12 protein-coding genes and 1 pseudogene are annotated in these 22632 nt (G+C 60.0%); 11 read left to right on the forward strand and 2 right to left on the reverse strand.

Features of this window, described 5'->3' with window-relative positions; genetic code table 11:
* Positions 1-196: 196 nt before the first annotated feature.
* Together AC6I1W_RS05740 and AC6I1W_RS05745 are read right to left on the reverse strand one after the other, a co-directional pair.
* Positions 197-601 (reverse strand): DoxX family protein, encoded by a 405-nt coding sequence (locus AC6I1W_RS05740; protein ID WP_004811980.1) that lies wholly within the window; start codon positions 599-601, stop codon positions 197-199.
* Positions 602-645: 44 nt separating this feature from the next.
* Positions 646-1875, reverse strand: a pseudogene (locus AC6I1W_RS05745) (transposase).
* Between the two features lie 650 nt (positions 1876-2525).
* On the opposite strand from AC6I1W_RS05745, the gene AC6I1W_RS05750 reads away from it, so the two are divergent.
* From AC6I1W_RS05750 to AC6I1W_RS05800, 11 genes are read left to right on the forward strand one after another with little or no spacing between them, the layout of a single operon-like run.
* Complete coding sequence (locus tag AC6I1W_RS05750; protein WP_270237509.1) at positions 2526-3221, forward strand: MBL fold metallo-hydrolase; 696 nt, start codon at positions 2526-2528, stop codon at positions 3219-3221.
* Positions 3222-3226: 5 nt separating this feature from the next.
* Positions 3227-4165: an acyltransferase domain-containing protein gene (locus tag AC6I1W_RS05755; RefSeq protein WP_117188453.1), complete on the forward strand. Its 939-nt coding sequence runs from the start codon at positions 3227-3229 to the stop codon at positions 4163-4165.
* The gene (locus AC6I1W_RS05760; RefSeq protein ID WP_117188451.1) at positions 4158-5378 is read left to right on the forward strand and encodes a beta-ketoacyl synthase N-terminal-like domain-containing protein; all 1221 of its coding nucleotides are present in this window, start codon (positions 4158-4160) and stop codon (positions 5376-5378) included. Before AC6I1W_RS05755 ends, AC6I1W_RS05760 begins: the two co-directional genes overlap by 8 nt.
* A 3-nt stretch (positions 5379-5381) precedes the next feature.
* Positions 5382-7589 carry an ACP S-malonyltransferase gene (gene fabD, locus AC6I1W_RS05765; protein WP_117188449.1) on the forward strand — a complete coding sequence of 736 codons (2208 nt, stop codon included), beginning with the start codon at positions 5382-5384 and terminating at the stop codon, positions 7587-7589.
* A gap of 1 nt (position 7590) precedes the next feature.
* A complete protein-coding gene (locus AC6I1W_RS05770) occupies positions 7591-8361 on the forward strand; it encodes an enoyl-CoA hydratase/isomerase (RefSeq protein WP_117188447.1) in 771 nt (256 codons plus the stop codon).
* Positions 8354-9259, forward strand: a complete 906-nt coding sequence (locus tag AC6I1W_RS05775; protein WP_171048526.1) for an ABC transporter ATP-binding protein — start codon at positions 8354-8356, stop codon at positions 9257-9259. The genes AC6I1W_RS05770 and AC6I1W_RS05775 overlap by 8 nt, the downstream gene beginning before the upstream one ends.
* Positions 9256-10113 carry an ABC transporter permease gene (locus AC6I1W_RS05780; RefSeq protein ID WP_117188443.1) on the forward strand — a complete coding sequence of 286 codons (858 nt, stop codon included), beginning with the start codon at positions 9256-9258 and terminating at the stop codon, positions 10111-10113. Before AC6I1W_RS05775 ends, AC6I1W_RS05780 begins: the two co-directional genes overlap by 4 nt.
* Positions 10110-12986, forward strand: a complete 2877-nt coding sequence (locus AC6I1W_RS05785) for a beta-ketoacyl [acyl carrier protein] synthase domain-containing protein (RefSeq protein WP_270237506.1) — start codon at positions 10110-10112, stop codon at positions 12984-12986. Before AC6I1W_RS05780 ends, AC6I1W_RS05785 begins: the two co-directional genes overlap by 4 nt.
* Entirely contained in the window at positions 12986-13849 is an 864-nt protein-coding gene (locus AC6I1W_RS05790; RefSeq protein ID WP_117188439.1) for an ABC transporter ATP-binding protein, read from the forward strand. The genes AC6I1W_RS05785 and AC6I1W_RS05790 overlap by 1 nt, the downstream gene beginning before the upstream one ends.
* Positions 13846-14493: an ABC-2 transporter permease gene (locus tag AC6I1W_RS05795; RefSeq protein WP_117188437.1), complete on the forward strand. Its 648-nt coding sequence runs from the start codon at positions 13846-13848 to the stop codon at positions 14491-14493. The genes AC6I1W_RS05790 and AC6I1W_RS05795 overlap by 4 nt, the downstream gene beginning before the upstream one ends.
* Before the next feature lie 31 nt (positions 14494-14524).
* Positions 14525-22624, forward strand: coding sequence for a beta-ketoacyl synthase N-terminal-like domain-containing protein (locus AC6I1W_RS05800; protein ID WP_486703026.1), 8100 nt, complete (start codon positions 14525-14527; stop codon positions 22622-22624).
* Positions 22625-22632: the final 8 nt, after the last annotated feature.

Consider the following 22632-nt stretch of genomic DNA (forward strand, 5'->3'; position numbering starts at 1 on the left):
TCGACACGTTCCATCGATGTGTCGATCAGATGGACACATTTGCGCTCAGGTGGGGCATCACGAGGCTGCTGCATCATGCCAATCGGCCTCGGAACGTGGGGCGAGTTCAGGTTTGTGAGTAGGCGGCTTGCCGAACGATCTCGGGGTCCGGAACATCGATGTTCCGGACCCCGAGATCAATGGCAAGAATGCGAACTCAGCAGTTCTTCGCCACTTCCCGAGCCTGCTTGACCAACAAGGCCTGCAGCGGCAGCCGACCCAAGGAGATCACTTGCCACTTGGGCTCGCGGTCACGCCACTGGCGGGCCATCTCCAGATTTCCGGGGAACACTGCGACGAACAGGGCTGCAGCAGCCCGTCCGCCCAGGCGGCGGGTCCGCGGACATGCCAGCAGGGCCGCCGTCGTCAGTTCGGCAGCGCCGGACCCATACGTCCAGTTGCGCGGCTCACCCGGGATTTCAGGCGGAATGATGCTGTCGAAGGGTTCCGGCTTGAGGAAGTGCAAGGTTCCCGCTCCAGCACACAGCGCCGTCAGGAGGCGAGCGGTGCGATGAGCGTGTGTGGCCTTGTCAGAGGATTTGTGTGCGCACTTGCAGAACATTCTTCAAGGCTACGTCAACGCCTAAGATGCCGCCATCTACCGCGTCAGTATCCGTCAGCTGGCGTCCTTGTACACGAACTGGCCAATGCGGCGCTTCTCAATCGTGGGTGTCGTTGGGGTTTGAATCCGCTTGCTTTGAGTAGTGGGCGGGCGGTGTCGTGGGGGAGGTTGCGCAAGCCGAGGGCGCTGTCTCGGAGGTGCTCGAGGGGGCTGTTAACCGTTTCGGTGGGGCCGTTGCTGGTGCGGGGCGCTCGAAGTAGGCCAGCATGTCGGCAGCTTGCTTGTCCAGGGCGCCTCCCAGGGTGATCAACTCGGTCAGCGGCTTGGGGACGCGTGTGGTCAGGGCGGTGATGAGCGTGGACACCAGCGTGCGGCCATGTTGGTGGTCGGGGTCTTGGTAGGCAGCGATCATGGGTTGGTCGATGCCCCACGTGGCCTCTCTTTCGAGGTGGTCATCATTAGCACGGCAGTGAGCCGGTCGTGGAGTTCGTGTTGGACTTGCCGTCGGCACCCGTCGAGCGCCTCCCCAGCCAGACGAACCACGCCGAGGGGATCGATCACCGCAGTGGCGTCAGGCAGGTCCTCATTCGTGGCGGTCTTGAAGCCGGTGAACCCGTCCATCGCGATGACCTCGATGCGGTCGCGCCAGTGTTGCTCACGGTCGCCCAGCCATGTCTTAAACGCCTGCTTGGAGCGGCCTTCGGCCATGCCTGGCAGCCGGGCGGGGTTGGTGCCATTCCTGAACAGACAGGGTGAGGCCGATGACCATCGGCACGTACTTGTCACCCTTCTTGGTGCCAGGCTAGACATGCTGGCCAACCCCGATAGTCGTGGCCCCATCGAAGCAGCCCCTCGGTCTCGATCAAGACCCGTTCGCCTTCGGCTAGGACGTCGTTGTTGGCGCTGTTCCACGACACGCCCAGTCCCTCAGCGATCCGGGCCACCGTGAGGTGGGCCACGACGAGGTCTTCCAGCGCCTAACCCAGCGCAGGTCGTGGCAGTTTCGCTCGCGGTTCGGCAGCCTTGCCCATGTCCTGGCAGCACACGTGTCGGCACTCGACACAACGATACCGACGCACTCGGACCAGCAAGGTCGTCGGCCGCCAGCCGAACGGTTCGTGCGCAAGCCGTCGACACCACCGGTCATCGTCGATGACCCGGCAAGCCAGGACCGCGCGCTCGGGCTCAAGGTGTTGGCCTACGACTTCCAAGCCGAGTTCATCAAGGCCTGTGAACGTGGCCAGATCAGAACGAACGAAAGTAGCGCTGGACACCTCGAGGTCGTACAGATTGGTGAATGTGAAAATTTCCATCTTCGAAAGGCCTCGGCCCTCACCCACAGACCAAGATCAACCCACCACCACACCATCGACTGTGAAAAGCCCGTAAAAGCGGTGACAGATGAGCATGTGTAGTTCTCCCATGTTGGCAGTTCCTGAGTGTGGTGCTGCCGCGTCAATGTTGGTGGCTGCCCCCGATAGGGTGCTCGGGCAAACGTGGCGACCTCCAGGGGAGCCCCGCAGCCGAGGGGCTCGAGCGGTGATCTTGATGCATCGGCCGAGGTGGGTGGGCTGGGCGTTTGTCTTGTGGTGGCAATCTCGTCGGGATTGATCGTAGGGCTGGCCGGGGTGGAAAGGTCCGGGAACGTTGGGCACCAGCCCCAGTTTGGTCAGAAGCCGCGAAACAATGACTTCGGTGATCTTGAATGCCGCAGCGCCTACGGATGCCTCGTTGACCAGGTTGAAGGCGCAGATCTGTCATGAAGAGCCGATAAGTCCTCAATCACAGTACTACTAATCATCATCCTGCGATTACCTGCAGTTCATTTGGGGCCTCTAACGTGAGGTGTGCACGCCACTGATCGCCCGTTGCGTGGTCGGGTCTCGAGACATGAATGCTGGGGGTGGGTATGTTCGGTCAAGACATGGCGATATGTTCGTCGCGGAAGGTGCCAGTTGCCGTCTATCCACTTCGGGTTAGGTCTGGGGCTGCGATCAATTACTGCTACATTCTGCAGGATGAAGTGACCAAGCGTGCCGTCATCGTGGACCCCGCCTGGGATTCGGCGGCCATCGAATTGGCGCTGGCAAATCTCGGTGCCGAACTCGGTGCGGTGGTCCTGACTCATAGTCATGATGACCATGTTAATGCTGCCCCACAGTTGGCTATGCGGCACAAGTGCCCAGTCTATATGTCAGCTGGTGAAATCGCTGTCTCTCATTTTCGTTGTCCGGGGCTAAGGCCGGTATGGGACGGTCATGAGATCGTCGTCGATTCCGTCTCGCTGACGGTTCTTCTTACTCCAGGTCATACATCAGGTAGCGTGTGTTATTTACAGGAGCATGCACTCTTTAGTGGTGACACCCTCTTTATTGAAGGGTGTGGGATTATTGCCGACCCCTGTGGAGATGTGGATGACATGTATAGAAGCATTCAAAAACTGCACCGCATGGTGCCAGGGGATATCCGTGTGTGGCCGGGGCATCGCTACCGTTCTGAACTTGGCCTGTCTATGGCAGAAGTAGTGGAGAAAAATATCTACTTCTCCCTGCAAGATATTAATCAATTCAGACGCTTTCGCATGCGTGCTGGTCAAGTCGGCCTGTTTAATTTTAAGTAGTCAGCGTGGCACAGGTGACATTCTTAGTTGGTGGTCAAGGCGGCCAGTACTTCGGCATGGGCAGAAAGTTGCTTGAATCTGCCCCTGAATTTGCCTCGACCATGCATCGGGCGGACGACGCGTTGCACGTCTGCACCGGCCGGCGCTTCATGCCGTATCTCTATGACGAGAGACGCCAGCTCGCTGATCCCTGCGATGACCTCACGCTCTCATCGATCGCCCTTGTGGCCGTGCAAGTGGGGCTAGCCGAGGTGCTCGCGAGTTATGACGTGCGCCCGTCCACTCTGGTTGGGAATTCCTTGGGCGAGTTTATCGCGTTAGTGATCGCTGCTCGGCTTCCGCTAGAGGACGCGGTGGCTTACATCGCAGGTTTCACCACGGCAGCGGAGCATCGGATGTCCGCAGGATGGATGGTGGCCTTGATCGATTCTGGTGATTCGGACTTGGGTCAGGTGCTGGATGAGATGGATGCAACGGTTATCGCCCGCAACGGTGACCGTCATGCTGTCGTCGCAGGCGTCAACTCTGCGTGGGCAGAGACGGACCGGATCGCCAGAGAATCCGGGTTGACAGTGTCCCGCCTGCCGGTCAATTTTGCCTTCCACACTGCAGCCGTTGCCCCGCTTGCTCCAGAGGTGCCGACGCTGGATCTCACCCCCTTCCAGGGAACTGACGTGGTGAGGTGTTCCACGGGATTAACAGTGAATGGCGACCTTCTGGATGACGCCTACTGCACCCTGCGCGGGCCAATGCACCTTCTTGAGAGTGTTCGTGGTCTAATCGGTGGCCAGCACCGCGTGATCGTGGACCTAGCACCGGGAGGCGGACAGGCGGCCATTCTTCGCCTAGCCCGTGAAGGAAAGCACGTGTTTTCTGTGATGACGCCGTTTCATCAGGAACGCGAGGCCGCTGAGAGGATAGCTGAGCAGGTTCACCATGGCTGACAAAGTGGTCATCTCGGGTGTGGGGATCCAACTGCCGCGAGCGCTGGGGGCTGCTGATTTCGGCCGCCTCCTACGCGAGGGGCGCATGCGCGAAAACCCTTCCGACGGTAGCTGTGTCATCCGCGCCCCGCAGACTGCGGCTGAGAGGCTTCAGGCCATGTCCGAGATTGAAGGACTGCTGCCTGGCACGGTGCTTCCACGCCGGTGTTCCCGGCAGTTGGGACTGGCTCTCCTCGCCGCATCAGAGGCAGTCCAGAAAGCGGGGGGCCGAGGTGCGGTTGCCCCTGACCGCTGGGCGGTCTACGTTGCGGGAGAAGGACAGACCAGCGACGTCCAGTGGGGACTCCACCAAACCTTCGCCAGGCAACCTGCCGCTGTGCGCCCAAGCGACGTGCAGTCAGTCTGGGCAACGGACGTGGCGGCCAGCCTTGCAGAACTGGTCGGCTCCACAGGGGAAACGATGGTGGTTGGTGGTGCGTCGGCCGCGGGAAGCTGTGGACTTGTCGCAGCTGCCCGAGCCATCCAATCGGGTGCGTGTGATGCGGCACTCGTGGTCAGCAGCAGTGATCATCTTGACCCTGCCACCGTCCAAGCATTCGTCAATGTCGGTGCAGCAGGAGCTCCGGGGGTTACGGGCATCCCGCTGGATGCCGAGCAGCACGGGCTGGTTCTGACAGAAGCTGGCGCGGCCGTGCTCCTGGAATCACAAAACCATGCAGCGGCCCGGGGCGGCGAAAGTATGGCTGTCTTTAGCAGCGGAGTAGTTCGCGGCGGCGGAAGCCGCGGTACACGGCCGAACCTGGAAAGGGAACAGAGCACTTTCCGTCTAGCCCTAGAGCAAGCTGGATTGGCATCTGACGCAATCGACCTCATCAATCTTCACGCCACCGGAACAGCGCTTGGCGACGCCGTTGAATTGGAGGCGGTGTCCGGCGTGTTTGAACACGGTCCTGTCTTGCAGGCAACCAAGGCGCTCGTTGGCCATGCCCTGGGCGCTGCCTCCTTGGTCGAGGCAGTGGCATGTTGCCTGCAGATTGCCGGGGAGTTCATCCATCCCACTCCGGTGCCACACCCGGTAAGGGCTGATCTGGATCTCCGTGGCCAGCAGCGTCCAGTTCACCACGTCATGAGTAACGCCTTTGGGTTCGGAGGCGTCAATAGTTCGCTCATCTTGTCCCGCCCACTGACCGCGCGTCACTTTGAGGAGACGTAGCACATGATCGTTCATCTATTTCCTGGCCAAGGTTCTCAGCACGTCGGCATGGGTGCCGAGTTGTTTAAGCGCTACCCCCAGCTGGTGGAGCAGGCCGACGAGGTCCTTGGTTACTCCATCAAGACACTGTGTTTGGAGGATCCCCGCTCGGAGTTGTCTCAGACACAGTTCACGCAGCCGGCGTTGTTTATCGTGAACGCGCTCTCCTACTTGGCCCGCATTGATGACGGAGAGGCACAGCCTGACTTTGTCGCAGGTCACAGTCTTGGTGAGTACGACGCACTCTTTGCTGCGGGCGTAGTGGACTTTGAACAAGGTCTACGGCTTGTGCAGCGGCGTGGCGCTTTGATGTCCCAGGTGCGTGGCGGGGGAATGGCAGCGGTTGTGGGTCTGGATGAGCAGGGCGTGCTTGACGTCATCAATGAAGAATCGCTCCACCACCTCGATCTCGCGAACATCAACTCGCCGAAGCAGGTGGTGGTGGCTGGTGCCGCCACAGATATCGAGGCCGCCCGCGAAGCTTTCGAGAAGCGTGGTGCTCGCTACGTGACGCTTAATGTCAGCGGGGCTTTCCACTCACGGCATATGCAGCCCTCTAGCGTCGAATTTGCCTCCTTCGTCGACGGCATGGCGTTGAATGCCCCGACGATTCCCGTGATCGCGAACGTGACAGCCCGCCCGTATCAAGCGGATGCAGTGGCCAAGACGCTGGTCCGGCAGATTTCAAGCCCGGTCAGGTGGTGCGAGTCCATCCAGGTATTGATGGGGTACGGAGTCACTGACTTTGTGGAAGTGGGTCCTGGTGCAGTCTTGTCTGGCCTCGCGAGGCAGATCAAGCGCTCGGCAAAACCGATCTATGTGCCCGAGAGCGAGGCTGCTGCCGAGGTGTCGAGCTCGCTCGCCGAACCCGCAGGGGGAGACGACCAGCCCGAGAGGGTCGGCGTCGAAGACCTCGATGTGCTTCCCGTGGTGTGCGGCGCTATGTTCCGTGGCATTAGCGGTCCCCGCTTTGTCGCTGCCGCGGCTGAGTCCGGTCTCGTCGCAGCTCTGGGGACGGAGGGACTTCCCCTCGACGAGGTAGAGCGCCTGGTCCGTGAGACCACGTCGCTGCTGGGCGCCCGGCCTTGGGCGTTGGCGGTCTCGCCTTCTTGGTATGAGCCGGACCGAGAGGCCGCTCTCATTGACATCGCTTTACGCCATGGTGTGACGCGTCTCGAGGCGTCCGGCTATGTCAGTGTTTCCCCGGTACTAGCCCGTTTCCGGCTCAAGGGTGCTTACCGCCGAGATGAGCAGGTGTACGCACCTCACCAGGTGATGTGTAAGACGTCGCGTCCGGAGGTGGCCCGTCAGTTCTGCGCGCCGCTGTCGGCTTCGCTCGTGCAGCGTCTAGTCAGCGAAGCCCGTGTGACTGCGGCCGAGGCCGAGGTAGCGTCCTCGATCGCCGCAGCTAGCTCCTTGTGTGCGGATTCGCAGGGCGGTTGGCTCACCGATCATGCTCCGGCCACAGCCGTTCTTCCCACGTTCCTGCGGTTGCGGGATCAAGCGACGACCGTGCTCTCGCACCCCATTCCGGTGGGCTTGGCAGGGGGTCTCGGCTCACCGGAGGCCTTCGCGGCTGCGCTCGTGATGGGCGCCGAATTCCTCATGACGGGGTCCATCAATCAGTGCACTCCTGAGGCTGCGACGAGCGATCACGTCAAGGATCTGTTGGCCGCTTGCGAGATTCAAGATACGACGACCGCGCCAGCAGCTGCTGCCTTTGAACTCCTGACGCCCATGCAGGTGATGCGGCGAGGAACCTTGGTGAGCGCACGTGCCAAGCGCTTGCGAGACGTCTTTGAGCGCTTCAGCTCCTGGGACGAGGTCGACGAGCTCACCCAGGACCAAATCGAGCGTCGCGTGCTGGGCGAGACGTTCGACTCCGCACGACAGCGTGCAGTGCATGCGCACCTTCTGCCCCCAGACGAAGCCGATCCTCGAGCCGTCTTTGTGGGTGTGATTCGGAGCTACCTCGATCACTGTGCGGAGGCTGCCCTGGCGGGCGATCCTGAGCATCAAGTGGACTACCTCGTTCCAACTGGCCCCGCGATGGGTGCGTTCAACTCTTGGGCAGCCGGGACAGACTTCGCTGATTGGCGTCAGCGCCACGTGGGCATCATCAACCGGAGTTTGTACGAGGCTGCCCAGGAACTCTTAGCGAAGGGGGCCTGACATGTCATCGGCCTCGCTGGAGAGCACCGAACGTGTGACAACCGTTCGATTTCACCGTCCCGACGCTGCCAATGCGTTGGACGGGGAGATGCTGGAGACCGTTGAGCGCGGCCTCGATGAGGCATCTCGACGGTCGGGGGTTCTAATCATGTCGGGGCTGCCGGATGTGTTCTGTACAGGTGCGGATCTCGTAGCAGTCTCGAGCGAGGCCGCCGGCGCCCATCAGCCGGATTATCTGTTCGACCTCTGGACCAGGATGATCTCGGGAGATGTCATCGTTGTCACGCACGTGCGCGGCAAGACGGCGGCTGGCGGTGTGGGCTTTGTCGCCGCGTCCGACTTTGTCGTGTCGGACCAATTGGCGACGTTTGCCCTTCCTGAGATGCTCTTTGGTCTGATGCCCGCCATGGTGCTTCCTTTCCTCGCTCATCGAATCGGCGCGCGACGTGCGCATACATTGGCGATTTCAACGCGCACGATCGACGCGAGCACGGCCTTGTCGTGGGGGCTCGTGGACGAGATGGGTGAGCGCAGCGACGTTCTGCTTGCGCGGCTGCTCAACCGGCTGTGTCGGATTCCACGCGATGGTGTCGCTCCCCTGAAGCGGTTTTCGGCTGACGTCATCTGCTCCACAAAAGCAGCCCGTCCCCATGCGATTGAAGCGAACTTGAGTCGCTTTGCCGATCCGCTGGTGAGGAAGCGTATGGCCGCGTACGCCAACGACAATCTTATGCCCTGGGAATTGAACGATGAGGGGGGCCGGGATGAGTGACAAGAGGGTTGTCGTATCCGTTACCGACTTGGTAATGCGCTATGGGTCCAAGACTGCCGTCAACGGCATTAGTTTTGACGTACACCAGGGCGAGGTGGTCGCCATTCTCGGTCCCAATGGCAGTGGCAAGACCACGACCATGGAGATTCTGGAAGGCTTCCGCATTCCGTCATCGGGTGACGTCAAGGTGTTCGGTATCGAACCCTGGGACGGCGACGAGCGCTGGCGCTCCAAGATGGGCATCGTTCTTCAGTCGTGGCAGGACCACCCACGGTGGACGACGCGACGCATCTTGGAACATTGCTCCCGCTATTACCCGGTGGATGGGTGCGGTCAGATCAATCATGGATTGGTTGCTGAGGTGACGGAATTCCTCAGCCTCAACGCGTTTATCGATCGGCCGTTGGGTCGCCTGTCCGGTGGTGAGCGACGCCGCGTCGACGTCGCGCTTGCGATGTTGGGATCGCCTGAGATCATTTTTATGGACGAACCGACCGCTGGCCTCGATCCCCGCGCCAGGCACGAGTTTCATGAACTTGTTTCATTCCTGGCGCGCGAGCGTGGAATCGCCATTTTGGTGACCACTCATGATCTCGATGAAGTCGAGCAGATCGCGGACCGACTCTTGACCATCTCTCGAGGTCAGGTCGTGGCTCAAGGAACGCTGGAAGAAATCAAGCGGCGCTCTGGGGGAGAGGTAACCGTCACGTGGGTCGAGTCGGGCGAAAAGCACGTGGAGCAAGCCGGTGCTGGCTATCTCGCACTGGCACGGCAACTGTTGGCGGACCCGAAGAATCGTGACATCGATCATCTCGAGATCCGACACGGAAGTCTTGAAGACAGCTATTTGCGGATCATGGCAGCGCAGGCAGCAGAACAAGAGGAGCGGGTTTCATGAATCTGGGTCTGATTCTCCGAGTCGGCGTCGCTCGTGGCCTGAGCTCGCTGCGGTTGGTACTCGTCCGGCCCCAAGACATCATCACCATGATCCTGCCGCCAGCCATCATGTGCGTGGCGTTATGGGTGTATCGCGATAGCCAACTGATGGGCGTCCCCGTTCCCGTCGCGGTGCTTCCAGGACTACTCACCTTGCAGGTCACGATGATCTGTTTCTCCGGTGTCCTTACCTCGCTGTTAGTAGAACGTTACGACGGTACCGTGCAGCGGTTGCGCACGCTCCCCCAGGGACTCGCGATCTATGCCGTTGGGCAGACCATCCATCAGACATTGAGCACGCTTCTGGGATCTGCGCTCCTCTTGCCGGTGTTTTTCTTTTCCTCAGGCTTCCAGGTCAACATTCTTCTTCTCATCGCTGCCTTGATTACGGGCCTGCTATTATGCACCACGTGGGGTCTGCTTTTGGGATCAATTGTGCGCAGCGGATCGTCGTCGATCAGTGCCGCCATGACCCCCTTTGTTGTGATGATTATCTTCTCGGGGCTGGTAGTGCCCATGATTATGACCCCGGCTTGGATGCAAACGGTGGGTTCGTATTCGCCGCTATTCTGGCTTGGGCAGCTCTTCCGTGAGGCGATGCTGCCAGCATCCGGTGGAGTGTTGGAGATCGGCGGAAAGTTTGAGCCCGAAATTGCTGCGCTCAATGTGTCCGTGTGGATGCTCGTCGGACTCGTATTGACGCCCATCTTTTTGAACCGACTCACCCGACGCGCCGTCGGGGGCGGGCGCCACGAGGGACGGCAGAAGGCTGTTCCGGACGGAAACACCCCAGCCCTCGGAGAGGGCATCCGATGACCGGGCTGACGCGCGGCGACGTGATTGCTGTCCTGAATGAGGTGCTCGAGCCTTGGGGGATCTCGCGGGATTCTGATATCTCGCTCGCCGAACTAGGTCTTGGCTCCGTGGATTACATCCAAGTGGCTCGCGGATTGAGCGATCTCCTAGATGTGGACGTTCCCGTGGGTAAGTTGTTCATGAACCCACAACCAGAGCAACTGGAAGAGGTCCTGGCTGCGCTCGTTGGCATCGAGTCGAGTGAGGTGGGCGAAGCGGACGATGACGCTGGCAAGAATGAGTCTGCATCGCCGCTGATTGAGGATGTCGCCATCGTTGGGATGGCCTGCCAGCTTCCCCCCGACATCCGGACACCTGAGCAGTTCTGGGATGCGCTGGTCACCCAGCGTGACTGCATTTCTGTCCTTGAGGAATCTCGTCCATGGCTTGTGGAGCAGCACCTTCGCGATCATGATGACACGTCGGCCCTGCCGCGGTATGCCGGCATTGTCGAGGGGATGGACGAGTTTGATGCTGCATTCTTCAATATCTCTCCACTTGAGGCGCAATCGATGGACCCGCAGCAGCGTCGCCTCCTCGAGGTGACGTGGCACGCGCTTGAAGACGCCGGTGAGCGGCCCTCGTCACTGCGCGCTACGCGTACTGGCGTCTATGTGGGAGCTCAGATCATCGATTATCGAGATATCTCGCGTATTACCGATGGTGCAAGTGACTCCTACGCTGGACATCTGGACTCCGGTAACCATGCGGCAATGCTGGCCAATCGCCTCTCGCGCTGGTATGACCTGCGCGGCCCGAGCCTTGTCGTGAACACGGCCTGCTCGAGTTCAGGAGTCGCGCTGCATCTAGCGACGCAGGCATTGCTGTCTCATGAGGTGGACGTCGCGATCGTCGCCGGTGTCAACTATCTTGGCTCCGCAGCGACCTTGATGTGCAACAACTTGGCCGGTATGCAGTCAAGCCAGGGGCGCTGCGCTACGTTCGATGCCTCAGCGGATGGGTATGTTCGCTCCGAAGGCGTCGTTGTCTTCGTCTTGCGTCGTACGCACGAGGCCGACGGTTATCGGGTCCGCGCCATCGTCCAAGGGACTGCCGTCAATGAGGATGGCTATACGGGCTCCCTGCGTGCCCCTAACCCGCGGGCGCAGGCTGCCCTTGTTGCGGAAGCTCTCGCCGAGGCGCGTATCGGGCCTGAGCAGGTCGGTATGGTCGAATGCCATGGCACAGGTACTCCTCTTGGCGATCCCATGGAGGTTGAGGGGCTGAATCTCGCGTTGGGTGGAGTCCACCCAGATGCAGATCCTGCCCTCCTTACATCAGCGAAGACTGTCGTAGGGCACCTCGAGTCCGCCGCCGCGCTGGTCAGCGTCATGAAGGCCGTCTTGAGCCTCGAGCATTCGCTAGTTCCAGGGCTTGGCCATTTCACGACGGTCAATCCCGACCTTGACCCCGCTCCAGGGGTACTCGCCCTTGCTGTTGAAAACACTCCTTGGCCAACCGGACGGTCCGATGTTGCCTGCATCAGCTCCTTTGGGTTCGGTGGGGCTAACGCTCACATGGTGGTGAGTAAGCCGCATGCCCAGGAGCGGGTGGAGCAGGCATGGAGCGACGCGGTGCCCCTCCTCTTTTCTGCTCAATCTCCCGAGGCGCTCGTTCGCCTCCTCGAATTGGTACGCGAGATGCTCACAGGTGCGGACCGAGCGGGACTCGAACAGATCGCCCGTGGACGTCTAGCGGCTCAGCCGATGGCATACCGATTGACGTTCTCCGCCAGTGATGCCGAAGATGCTTGCGAGATCATCGATGCCGTGCTGGCTGGTGATGACAGCCGTGTGCAGCGTGGCAAGGTCACGCACGACTCGCAGTCTTCACCACAGAGTGGCCAAGGCGACACGCGTGGCGAACAGTCCACGGCCGCCACTCCCACTGACACGACGCTGGGCCGGTGGGTCCGAGGAGAAGCGTCGCCTTGGGACGACAATCGTCCCGGCACTCCCACCACTCCGCTCTATCCCTTTGCTGCTGAGAGACACGGATTGGTGGTTCAAGGCACACGCGCTGCTCATCCGTCTCGTCGACATGCTCTGGTGTTCAGCAATGACAGCGATCTACGCGATCAAGCTTTCCTGTCAGTGTGGGAAGCTGGCAATCCAATAGTGCGCAACTATAAGTTTGCCCAGCGAAACTATGTTCCTGCCGCAGCGTGGATCGAAGTTGCTCGATATTGTGCGGCGGCATCGGTCGCCGGTCTTGCGGGGGCCGTTCTCTTTGAGGATCTACGGTGGGGTGAGCCCCTGGCAATCCGCAAGGGAGAGACACAGTGGACGAGAACCCTGGTGGGATCCCGTGACGATGGCAAGATCGACATCGACGTTATCCTCGTCTCGAGCGGTGAGGTGCTGTTCCAAACGACGGTGTCTGCAGCTTCCTCTGTTCCCGGCTGTGCTTCTTCGGTAATTGAGACGACGGAGACGGGCGCCCAAGCTTGGCAGCGCGACTTGGTGGCCGCAGGCGTTATCCGAGCGGGCGGCTATGAATGTGTCGTTACGGCGGCTAAGACGACGGGTGCGGCGCAAGCCCGGATAGATGCAAACTCGGAGTACCACGGTCGAGGGCGCAATGTGGTCTGTGATGTGTACACGACCACAGATGCCTTGGACATCGGCTGGTGGGCTGATGGAGAGTCCGCTCCCGCCCCATGGCCTCAGAGTGTGGACCGCCTGTGGATCGCTGGCGCCACACCCCAGCAGACCCACATCACGGCCTGCTGTCGCGATCAGCTCGTCGACATTGTCGTTGCAGATGCTGAGGGTCAGGTGGCAACGAGACTGGAAGGCGTGTCCTATCAATCACAAGCAGGGAAGGACGCATAATGGCGGAGCCGTATGTTCTCGAGGTTGAAGACCTGATAAAAACGTATCCCAAATTTCTATTGGATAAGGTAAGTTTCGCTCTTCCCCTAGGGCGAGTGATGGGATTTGTTGGGCAGAACGGTGCTGGTAAGACGACAACACTCAAAGCCTTGATGGGAAATATTCATCCTGATAGCGGTGAAGTTCGCTTCTTTGGCAGTGACTATCACGGTCGTGAGCACGAAGTTCGGAACCGTGTTTCTCTCTCACTCGGTCAGGTGACTTTCTATCCTAAGAAGAAGTTGAGTGTTATCGCCGATGTTTATTCTCGTTTCTTTGATAGCTGGGACGACAAGATTTTCGAGCGCTATGTGGAGCGCTTTGATCTTGTGCTTAGTAAGAAGGTCGACGAGCTCTCGGCTGGAATGCGCGTCAAGTTTGGTCTCGCCCTTGCTCTGTCCCGTAATGCGGAATTAGTGATTCTGGATGAGCCCACCAGTGGGCTGGATCCACTTTCTCGCGATGATCTGCTTCAAGATCTGCGCACACTCGTGGATAGCGAAGGTCTCTCGCTGCTCTTCTCCACTCACCAGATGACCGATCTTGAGCAGATCGCTGACGACATCACGTACCTGGAGCAGGGCAGGGTGCGGGCCACGGAACCTCTCGACTCATTCCTGCACCGGTACCTGATGATCGATGCTCCAACGCTGTCGCTGTCGGGGCAGCTACGCGAGGCACTCGTGGGCGCGACCGAGGTGCGTGATCGCACCCAAGCGATCTTGCCTCGGGAGTTCGCCGACCTAGTTTCTGGTCTGGACGCCTCCCAGCCCAGCCTCAACGACATCATCGTCCATCTTGAGCGCGAGGAGAAGCGCAAGTGAATACCATGCTACGAAAGAATCTTCGTCTGGTGAATTTTCCGATCACATGGCTGTTTATCGGTCTGGTAGCGCTGCTGTATGTGCCGGAGTACCCGTACTTCATGACTTTCCTTTATCAGGTTCTGGCGCTGTACTTCGTGTTCCAAGGCGTCCGCGAGAATCACGACGTGGACTTTTCACTGATGCTTCCGATACGTAAACGCGAGATTGCGATTGGCTACATCCAGCTTGCGTGCCTGGTGGAAATAGTTCAGGTGATTTCGTGTGTTCCTGTCATCTTCACACGCTATCGCATTAACCCGGCTCTGAATCCCGTGGGGATCGAAGCAAACATTGCACTGATGGGGTTAGCCTTCGCCATGTTTGGAATTTACAACCTTATCTTCTTTCCGATGTTTCTGAAGAATGCGTCAAGCTTGGCTATGCCCAGCATCGTTGCTTCTACCGTGGCTGCCTTATTGGCTGTGGTGATCGAGGTAGCTGCTCACTTGGGTGGGCCGATTGGCGCTGTCCTCAATGCTATTGAAATACAGCATCTAGGTGGCCAGCTCGCGATCCTGGGCGGTGGTATTGCGGTATTTGTGCTGGCGAATATCGCCTCGGTCCGGTTGAGCGTCGCGCGCTTTGAACGCGCTGATTTCTAACTCCTTCTGACTGCCATTCTGAGAGGTTGCGATGAATTCCGATGTGAAGGCTGATACTTCGAGCTGGGTAGACCGCTGCCGTGAACACGGTGACGTGCTGTCTTGGTCCTTGAGTGACGGCCGCTCGGAAACGGAGACGGTGCTTGGTTCAGCAGCAGCCGAGCGGGGCGCCCGCATCGCGCATTGGTTGACGCAGCACACTGAGCCCGGAGATCGCATCATTCTGGCCCTGCCTGACGGGCCGAATTTGGTCGTGGGCATGCTGGCGTGCTCGCACGCGAATGTGGTTTCAGTGCCGTTAAAGACGGACGACATTGACCGAGGCGAGCAACTTTCGCCCTTCGTCGTGTATGTGCTCGGTCATGCAGCACCAACGGCGGTGCTGACTGACTCAGCCCATTTGGATATTTTCGCCGCGAACGCGGGCGAGCACGATTATGTGGCGGTCGCCATCGCGGATCTTCTCGACGAGCCGGAACTGGACGCAGCTCTCCCGCGAGATCCGGATCAGACCGCCATGATGCTCTACTCGTCGGGTTCAACGGGGACGCCCAAGGGCGTGCCTCACAGCCACGCAAACCTGGAGGCGCAGATCGAGGCAAGCGTGGTTTTATGGGACACCAGCGCGGAGAGCAGTTTTGTCTCATGGCTGCCCTTGAGCCACAGTTTTGGTCTCTTACTGGGCATGCTCGCCCCCTTGGCGGCGGGTTGCCCGTGCCTGCTCATGCCGCCCAACACCTTTGTCGAAACGCCAGAATTATGGCTGCGGATGCTGGCGAAGCGGCGTGCCACCCACTCCGGGGCCCCGAACTTTGCACTTGATCATGTGGTTCGATACGGTGCACACGGCCTGACTGCTTCTGACTCACTCGCTTCCTTGCGAGTCATCGCCTCCGCAGGAGAAGCCGTACGTCGCGATACGGTCGAGCGCTTCAATGCCGCTTTCGCTCCTTTCGGCCTCGCGGAGTCTGTCATCACCCCTCACTATGGCTCGACGGAAATGGGCCCAGTCTGCTGTGAGGAGCCCAACGAACCCACCACATGGCTGACAGTTGAGCGTGAGGCCTTGCGTGAGGCGCGGGTCGAGGTGCGTGAGGCTGGGGCAGAAGGCACTCGTGCGCTGACTTGTTGTGGTCGTGAACGCGCGGATATTCGCTTCAAGGTTTGCGACCAAGATGGGCTGGATCTCGGGCAAGACCGTGTGGGAGAACTGTGGGTGAGCAGCCCTGGCGGCGCCCAGCAGTACTTCCAGAACCGGGAACTCACCGGGCGGCAATTCGTGTTGAGCGATAACAGTTTGTGGTTCAAGACAGGCGATCAAGCCGTGATTCACGAAGACGCCATGTACATCGTCGGACGATTCAGTGACACCATCATTGTCAATGCAGAAAATTATGATCCAAGCAATCTTGAATTGACACTGCGTGAATACGGCGGCATTGATCAAGAGCTCGACGTTTGTGTCTTCTCGTGCGAGGTCAATGACATGGAGAAGGTCATCGTCGCGATCGAGGCCTCTGCCGATGCTGAGGAAGAGGTCCGATCCGCTTTACGAAAGACCTGCATCTCTCTGATGTCCCAGAAGCATGGCCTCAGCGTGCACGACGTCGTCCTGTGTGCCCCTGGCGAGTTACGTCAGGGCGCGGGTAAGTTGCGCCGCAAGGGCGTTGTAGAGCGCTACCTGGATGGATTGCTGGGGCAGGAGATGTCGCCTGCGATCACGGCTTTACCAACGACTGTGGCCTTGCTCGCTGAGACATGGGCCACCGATAACAGGCCGCGGCAGTCTAGCCTTGGGCGCACCCTCTTGTTCGGACCGGCCGATATAGCCGAGCCGTGGCTGAAGGAATGGTCCGATCGCGATGCCGTCGACATGGCAGATTCCCTCGACGACGTGACGGCGATCCTTTCCAAAGAGAAGATCGACACCGTTATCGATCTACGCACCCTTGCTGGGCCATGGGATGCAGAGGCTATGACTGCTGCATGGCAGTTGCTAGCTGAGCTCGCACGTATGGCCGACGAGCCCCCTCAGGTCTTTCTGCTCGCCAGCATCGACGACGACACGAGTGCTCGTTTTGGTGAGGCCCTCATTGGATTTGAGCGGTCGGCCGGGAGAGTGATTCCGGGATGGCAGGTTCGAGCAATCCTCGTTGATGCCGCAGCAAGAGAAGCCGACGCGTGGCGTCGGCGGGTCCTGGATGCCTTGGATCCAGCTGCAGGGAGCTCGATGGTGCGAGCAGACGACGTAGCTGTGAAACAGCTGGATGTGCCTGCGGAAGCGCTGACGCCGCTGGATGCGGTCACTGGGCGTTGGCTGATCTTGGGCGTGACTGGTGGTCTTGGCCGAACGTTCGCGTCGTGGCTGCATGAGCAAGGAGCTACCGTGATCGGCGTCGGTCGCCGGTCCTCTCATGAGGCTTTGCCGGTTCTCGCCCAGTACGGACTCGACGATGTCGAGTACCACTCTGTCGATCTCAGTGATCCCAGTATGGTGAAGCCACTCATCGAAATTGTGCAGTCCGACGGCCCACTAATGGGCATCGTGTGGTCAGCCGGTTCAGGTGCGCTGCCATCGCTCCTCGATGCCGATCTCGATGAGGTTCGTCACGGATTCCGGTTGCGCATCGACGCTGCGGAACAAGTAGCGCAGTTAGCTATCGACGTCGATCGTCTCGTGTGGTGCTCGTCCACGGCTGCCTTTTTGGGCGACTTTGGCAGTGCGGAATATGCCGTCGGGAACCGTTACCTTGCCGCATTAGCGGAGCATGCTCCTGGCTTGGCCTTTGCCTGGCCGCTCTGGGGAGAGGTTGGCCTCGGCGAGGAGGATCGTGAGCGGGCCAACTTCCTTGTCGCTGCCAGTGGTCAAGATCCGCTGCTACCCGAAGAGGCAATGGAGATTGTGGCTGCGGTGGGTGCTACGGAGGCGACTTCCCTCGTGGTACTTAAGGGTGAAATCGAGCGTTCTGCGGCCGCTATTTCGCGGCTCGCGGGCAGTGCTTCTGACGCCGCCACACAAAGGCGTGCCGATGAGCTCAATGACGGAGCAGAGACGCTAGACAAACAATCCGTAGCTCTGGATGCCATGGTGTCCGATGAGGACTCGTCGGCAATTGAGAATACAGATGTCCCGTCAGTTGTCAACGGGGGAGCGACGGATGATGTTGAGCGGGTTCTTATGGACGCTCTCCAGGACATTCTTCGTATCTCGGCAGCCGATATCGATGTCGACGTCTCGTTGCACGACTTGGGACTTGACTCGTTGATGCTCGTCGAACTCGCTGGCGCGATTTCCGAGCGCCTGTGCGTCGAACTCATGCCGGACGTCTTCTTCAATCATCCGACGATCATCGATCTTGCCCGCTACCTGTCTTCTCGTATTCAGCCGGAGGCGACTCCGGGGGTTTCGCTCGACCTAGCTGTGACGCCAGAATTCGCCGCTGCGCAGGAGACTCGGAGCAGGTTGACCAGGCGCAGCCGTGGCCGTGCTAACGAGTCGGGTCTGACGGTGGTCGTGAGCACGCCTGGCAATGACACGCCAGCGCCTGAGGCTCCAGTTGTGGGAGATTTGCCGGTTTCTTGCGAGAACGATCAGTCCGATCCCGCTCGTTGGCCGCAGAACGCTTGTGGCGGCGCCTCGATCCCTGAACGGCCGTCCGTGGTGTTGGCGGGGATGTCGGGTGTGTTTCCGTCGGGTGTGGGTGTGGATGGTTTGTGGTCGTTGGTGCGTGAGGGTCGGTTGGCTCTGAGGGATGTGCCGGCGGAGCGTGTGCCGTGGTGGGGTTCTGCTGCGGGTGCGGTGGGTGGTTGGTTGGAGTCGGTGGGTTGGTTTGATCCGTTGTTCTTTGAGATTGCTCCTCGTGAGGCTGAGGTGATGGATCCTCGGCAGCGGTTGTTGTTGGAGGAGATGTGGCATGCGTTGGAGGATGCGGGGGTAGGGCCGTCGGTTCTTGAGAAGGAACGGGTCGGCGTCTTCGTCGGCGCAGAACGGGGCGACTTTGCCGATCTCATCGACGGTCAAGGCAATGTGACGTCCACCAACAACGCGATTATGGCCGGACGCCTCTCCTACTTCTTGAATCTGCGCGGTCCTGTCATGTCGATTGATACGGCGTGTTCGTCGGGTTTGGTGGCTTTTCATCAGGCGGTTCGGAGTTTGGAATCGGGCGAGTGTGACATTGCCATCGTCGCTGCCGCCAACATCATGTGCACAGCTAAGGAACTCTCCGAACTCACGGATGCGGGCATGGTCTCGCTGAGTGGTGTGTGTGCGGCTTTTGGTGCTGAGGCTGATGGTTTGGTGCCTGGTGAGGCTGTGGTGGCGGTGGTGTTGGCTCGTGAGGATGTGGTGTCTGCTCACGGGTTGGGTCGTGTGGCTCGGGTGTTGGGCTCGGGTGTGAATTGTGATGGTCGCACGAATGGGATTTCGGCTCCGTCGGGTCAGGCTCAGGTGGAGTTGTTGCGGCAGGTGTGGTCTCGCAGTGGTGTGGATCCGGCGTCGTTGGGTTTGGTTGTAGCGCATGGGACGGGTACGCCGTTGGGTGATCCGATCGAGGTGAACGCGCTGGTGGAGGCGTTTGGGTCGGTGGATGTTGGTTCGTGTGCGTTGGTGTCTGTCAAGCCGAATGTGGGGCATTCGTTGGCGGCGTCGGGTTTGGTGGGTTTGGTGGTGTTGGCGCGTGCGTTGATGGCGGGGGAGATTCCGCCGAGTGTGTGTGCTGAGCCGTTGAGTTCGTATGTGGATTGGGACAGTTCGCCGGTTTTTGTTAATCGTGAGTTGGCGGATTGGTCTGGTGATGTTCGTCGTGGTGGTGTGAGTTCGTTCGGTTTTTCTGGGACTAATGCTCATGTGGTGTTGGAGCGGATAGTGCCTGCGGTTGAGGTGGCGCCGGTGGTGTCTGCTTCGGTGGTGTTGTTGCTGTCGGCGAAGAGTGAGGCGTCTTTGCATCAGCGCTGCGCCGATCTCGCGACCTGGCTCGAAACCGAGCCTACGAATCTCATTACCGCCGCTCGAACGTTGGCGGGAGCAAGAAGCCACTTTGCGCTTCGTGTCGCCGTGGTCGCCTCTGACACAGATAGCGCAGTGGACACACTTCGTCGCGCAGCTGAGGGCGAGAAGGGGCGCGGGATTGTCCGTGGCTCAGTGCCACAGGGACATCGCCGCAACCAATCGCTGGAGCACACTGCGGCCACGCTTGCGGCGCAGGCTGCGACTAGTCAGGACATGGAGGCGCTAGGACGACTTTACTGCACTGGTTGTGATCCGACTGCATGGTGGCCTCGTTCTGAGACGCCAGCGGCACTGCCCGGTTATGCCTTTGACCATGCCGACTACTGGCCTACGCACACGATGGTTCTCGGCCTGGGACACGAGCCGCGAACATATCTGGTCGAGAATCAATCCTCGCTGTCGCAGGCGCGCTTCTCTCTAGTCTCGTTCCGCATCGATGATCCTGCTCATCTCCTTGCGGCGGTCACCGAAGCGAGCTGCGTCGCTTTGCATACAACCGATCCCATCGCAATCCACGACGTCGCATGGTGGCGCGGAGGCGCCACACCGGATGGTGATGTCAGCATCGAATGCGAGGCTGACGGCACCGGATTGGTCTGGCGGCTGTTGTGTGATGAGGATACGGTGGCCGATGGTAGGGCGACGGCAGCAGGGCCTCTAGATCAGTCCCCGACAGCCGGTCTGCCGACGCTTCAGTTCACTCGCGGCGCCTCCACCGGCGAGTTCTCTGACTTCGTCCAAGAGATCCTTGCGGGGGCGAATGCCTACCTTGGGCAGGGCGTCTTGGTCGGAATCGATCGCGCCGTGGTGCCGACCGACTCTGCTGAGGCGACGCAGGCACGAGTGACGATCGTCAGCGCCACTAATGTCGACATTCACTTCTTCGATGCGGATGGCAGGGTCACGGGGGAGATCACTGGTCTCCGCTGCGATCGCAAGGCCGCTGCGCAAACACGCGGGGCAATCCCGATGCTAGACGAGTCTGTGGTGCTCTCGTGGGTGGAGCAGCAGGTCCAAGAATCTCTCACGGGGGTGCTTGGACTCGACGAGGGTCACCTCGACCGGCAGCAAACCTTCGCTACCTATGGTGCCGACTCGCTGAACCTGCCCGATCTAGCGCGTGAAATCAGTCGCAGGCTCGGCGTGCGCCTCGGCCCTGATGCGCTGTTCAGCCATCCGACGTTCGAGCGATTGACGTTCTACTTGGCGAATCGCTACAGCGAGAAGATTCGCCAGGCCATGCCGCAATTGCCACAAGCCCTCACTGTCGATTCCGGGTTGGTTCTAGCCCGAACCGAGAAGTTGCGTGCTCGCGGCTCAGCTGCTCGCTGCTCGGATGTGGTGTTGGCGGGGATGTCGGGTGTGTTTCCGTCGGGTGTGGGTGTGGATGGTTTGTGGTCGTTGGTGCGTGAGGGTCGGTTGGCTCTGAGGGATGTGCCGGCGGAGCGTGTGCCGTGGTGGGGTTCTGCTGCGGGTGCGGTGGGTGGTTGGTTGGAGTCGGTGGGTTGGTTTGATCCGTTGTTCTTTGAGATTGCTCCTCGTGAGGCTGAGGTGATGGATCCTCGGCAGCGGTTGTTGTTGGAGGAGATGTGGCATGCGTTGGAGGATGCGGGGGTAGGGCCGTCGGTTCTTGAGAAGGAACGGGTCGGCGTCTTCGTCGGCGCAGAGTCAGGAACCTTCGACGAGATCGCCAGCGACACCCGATCCATGACTGCGCTGAACGATTCGCTCTTGGCGGCGAGACTGGCTTATCACCTGAATCTGCGCGGTCCTGTCATGTCGATTGATACGGCGTGTTCGTCGGGTTTGGTGGCTTTTCATCAGGCGGTTCGGAGTTTGGAATCGGGCGAGTGTGACATTGCCATCGCCGCCGCCGCCGCCATCTTCTCCTCTGAAGAGGCGTACTTGGCTATGTCCGATGCGGGCATGGTCTCGCTGAGTGGTGTGTGTGCGGCTTTTGGTGCTGAGGCTGATGGTTTGGTGCCTGGTGAGGCTGTGGTGGCGGTGGTGTTGGCTCGTGAGGATGTGGTGTCTGCTCACGGGTTGGGTCGTGTGGCTCGGGTGTTGGGCTCGGGTGTGAATTGTGATGGTCGCACGAATGGGATTTCGGCTCCGTCGGGTCAGGCTCAGGTGGAGTTGTTGCGGCAGGTGTGGTCTCGCAGTGGTGTGGATCCGGCGTCGTTGGGTTTGGTTGTAGCGCATGGGACGGGTACGCCGTTGGGTGATCCGATCGAGGTGAACGCGCTGGTGGAGGCGTTTGGGTCGGTGGATGTTGGTTCGTGTGCGTTGGTGTCTGTCAAGCCGAATGTGGGGCATTCGTTGGCGGCGTCGGGTTTGGTGGGTTTGGTGGTGTTGGCGCGTGCGTTGATGGCGGGGGAGATTCCGCCGAGTGTGTGTGCTGAGCCGTTGAGTTCGTATGTGGATTGGGACAGTTCGCCGGTTTTTGTTAATCGTGAGTTGGCGGATTGGTCTGGTGATGTTCGTCGTGGTGGTGTGAGTTCGTTCGGTTTTTCTGGGACTAATGCTCATGTGGTGTTGGAGCGGATAGTGCCTGCGGTTGAGGTGGCGCCGGTGGTGTCTGCTTCGGTGGTGTTGTTGCTGTCGGCGAAGAGTGAGGCGTCTTTGCATCAGCGCTGCGCCGATCTCGCGACCTGGCTCGAAACCGATGGCCGCGACGTCGCGCTTGGTGCGGTGGCGGCAACATTGGCACATCATCGCTTCCACTTTAGACACCGCTGTGCGGTGGTGGTGCCTCCGGGCGGGGATGCGGTTGCTCTATTGCGTGCGGCCGCAGCTGATGACGAGGCATCAGAGGTGCGACGCGGGGAGGTCCCAAGCACGTTCGCTCCAAACCGGGTCCTAAACGACACGATGATCTCGCTGTGGTCGGAGATCACGACAGCGAGTACCTACGTTTCTGCGGATACCGCTTGCGCCATTACAGAGTTGTACTGTCAGGGCTACAACCCGGCTCCGACGGGCAATGACGTTCCGCGCTTAGTTGGTGTGCCCGCGTATCCGTTTGCCACCGACAGCTATTGGCCTCAGGCGCCTTCTGCGCCCGAACAGATTCCCGATGAGACCAGCGGCCTCCGCTGGATCGATATCACGCGCGCTTGAGAGAAAGA

The organism is Cutibacterium sp. KB22876, assembly GCF_059728865.1.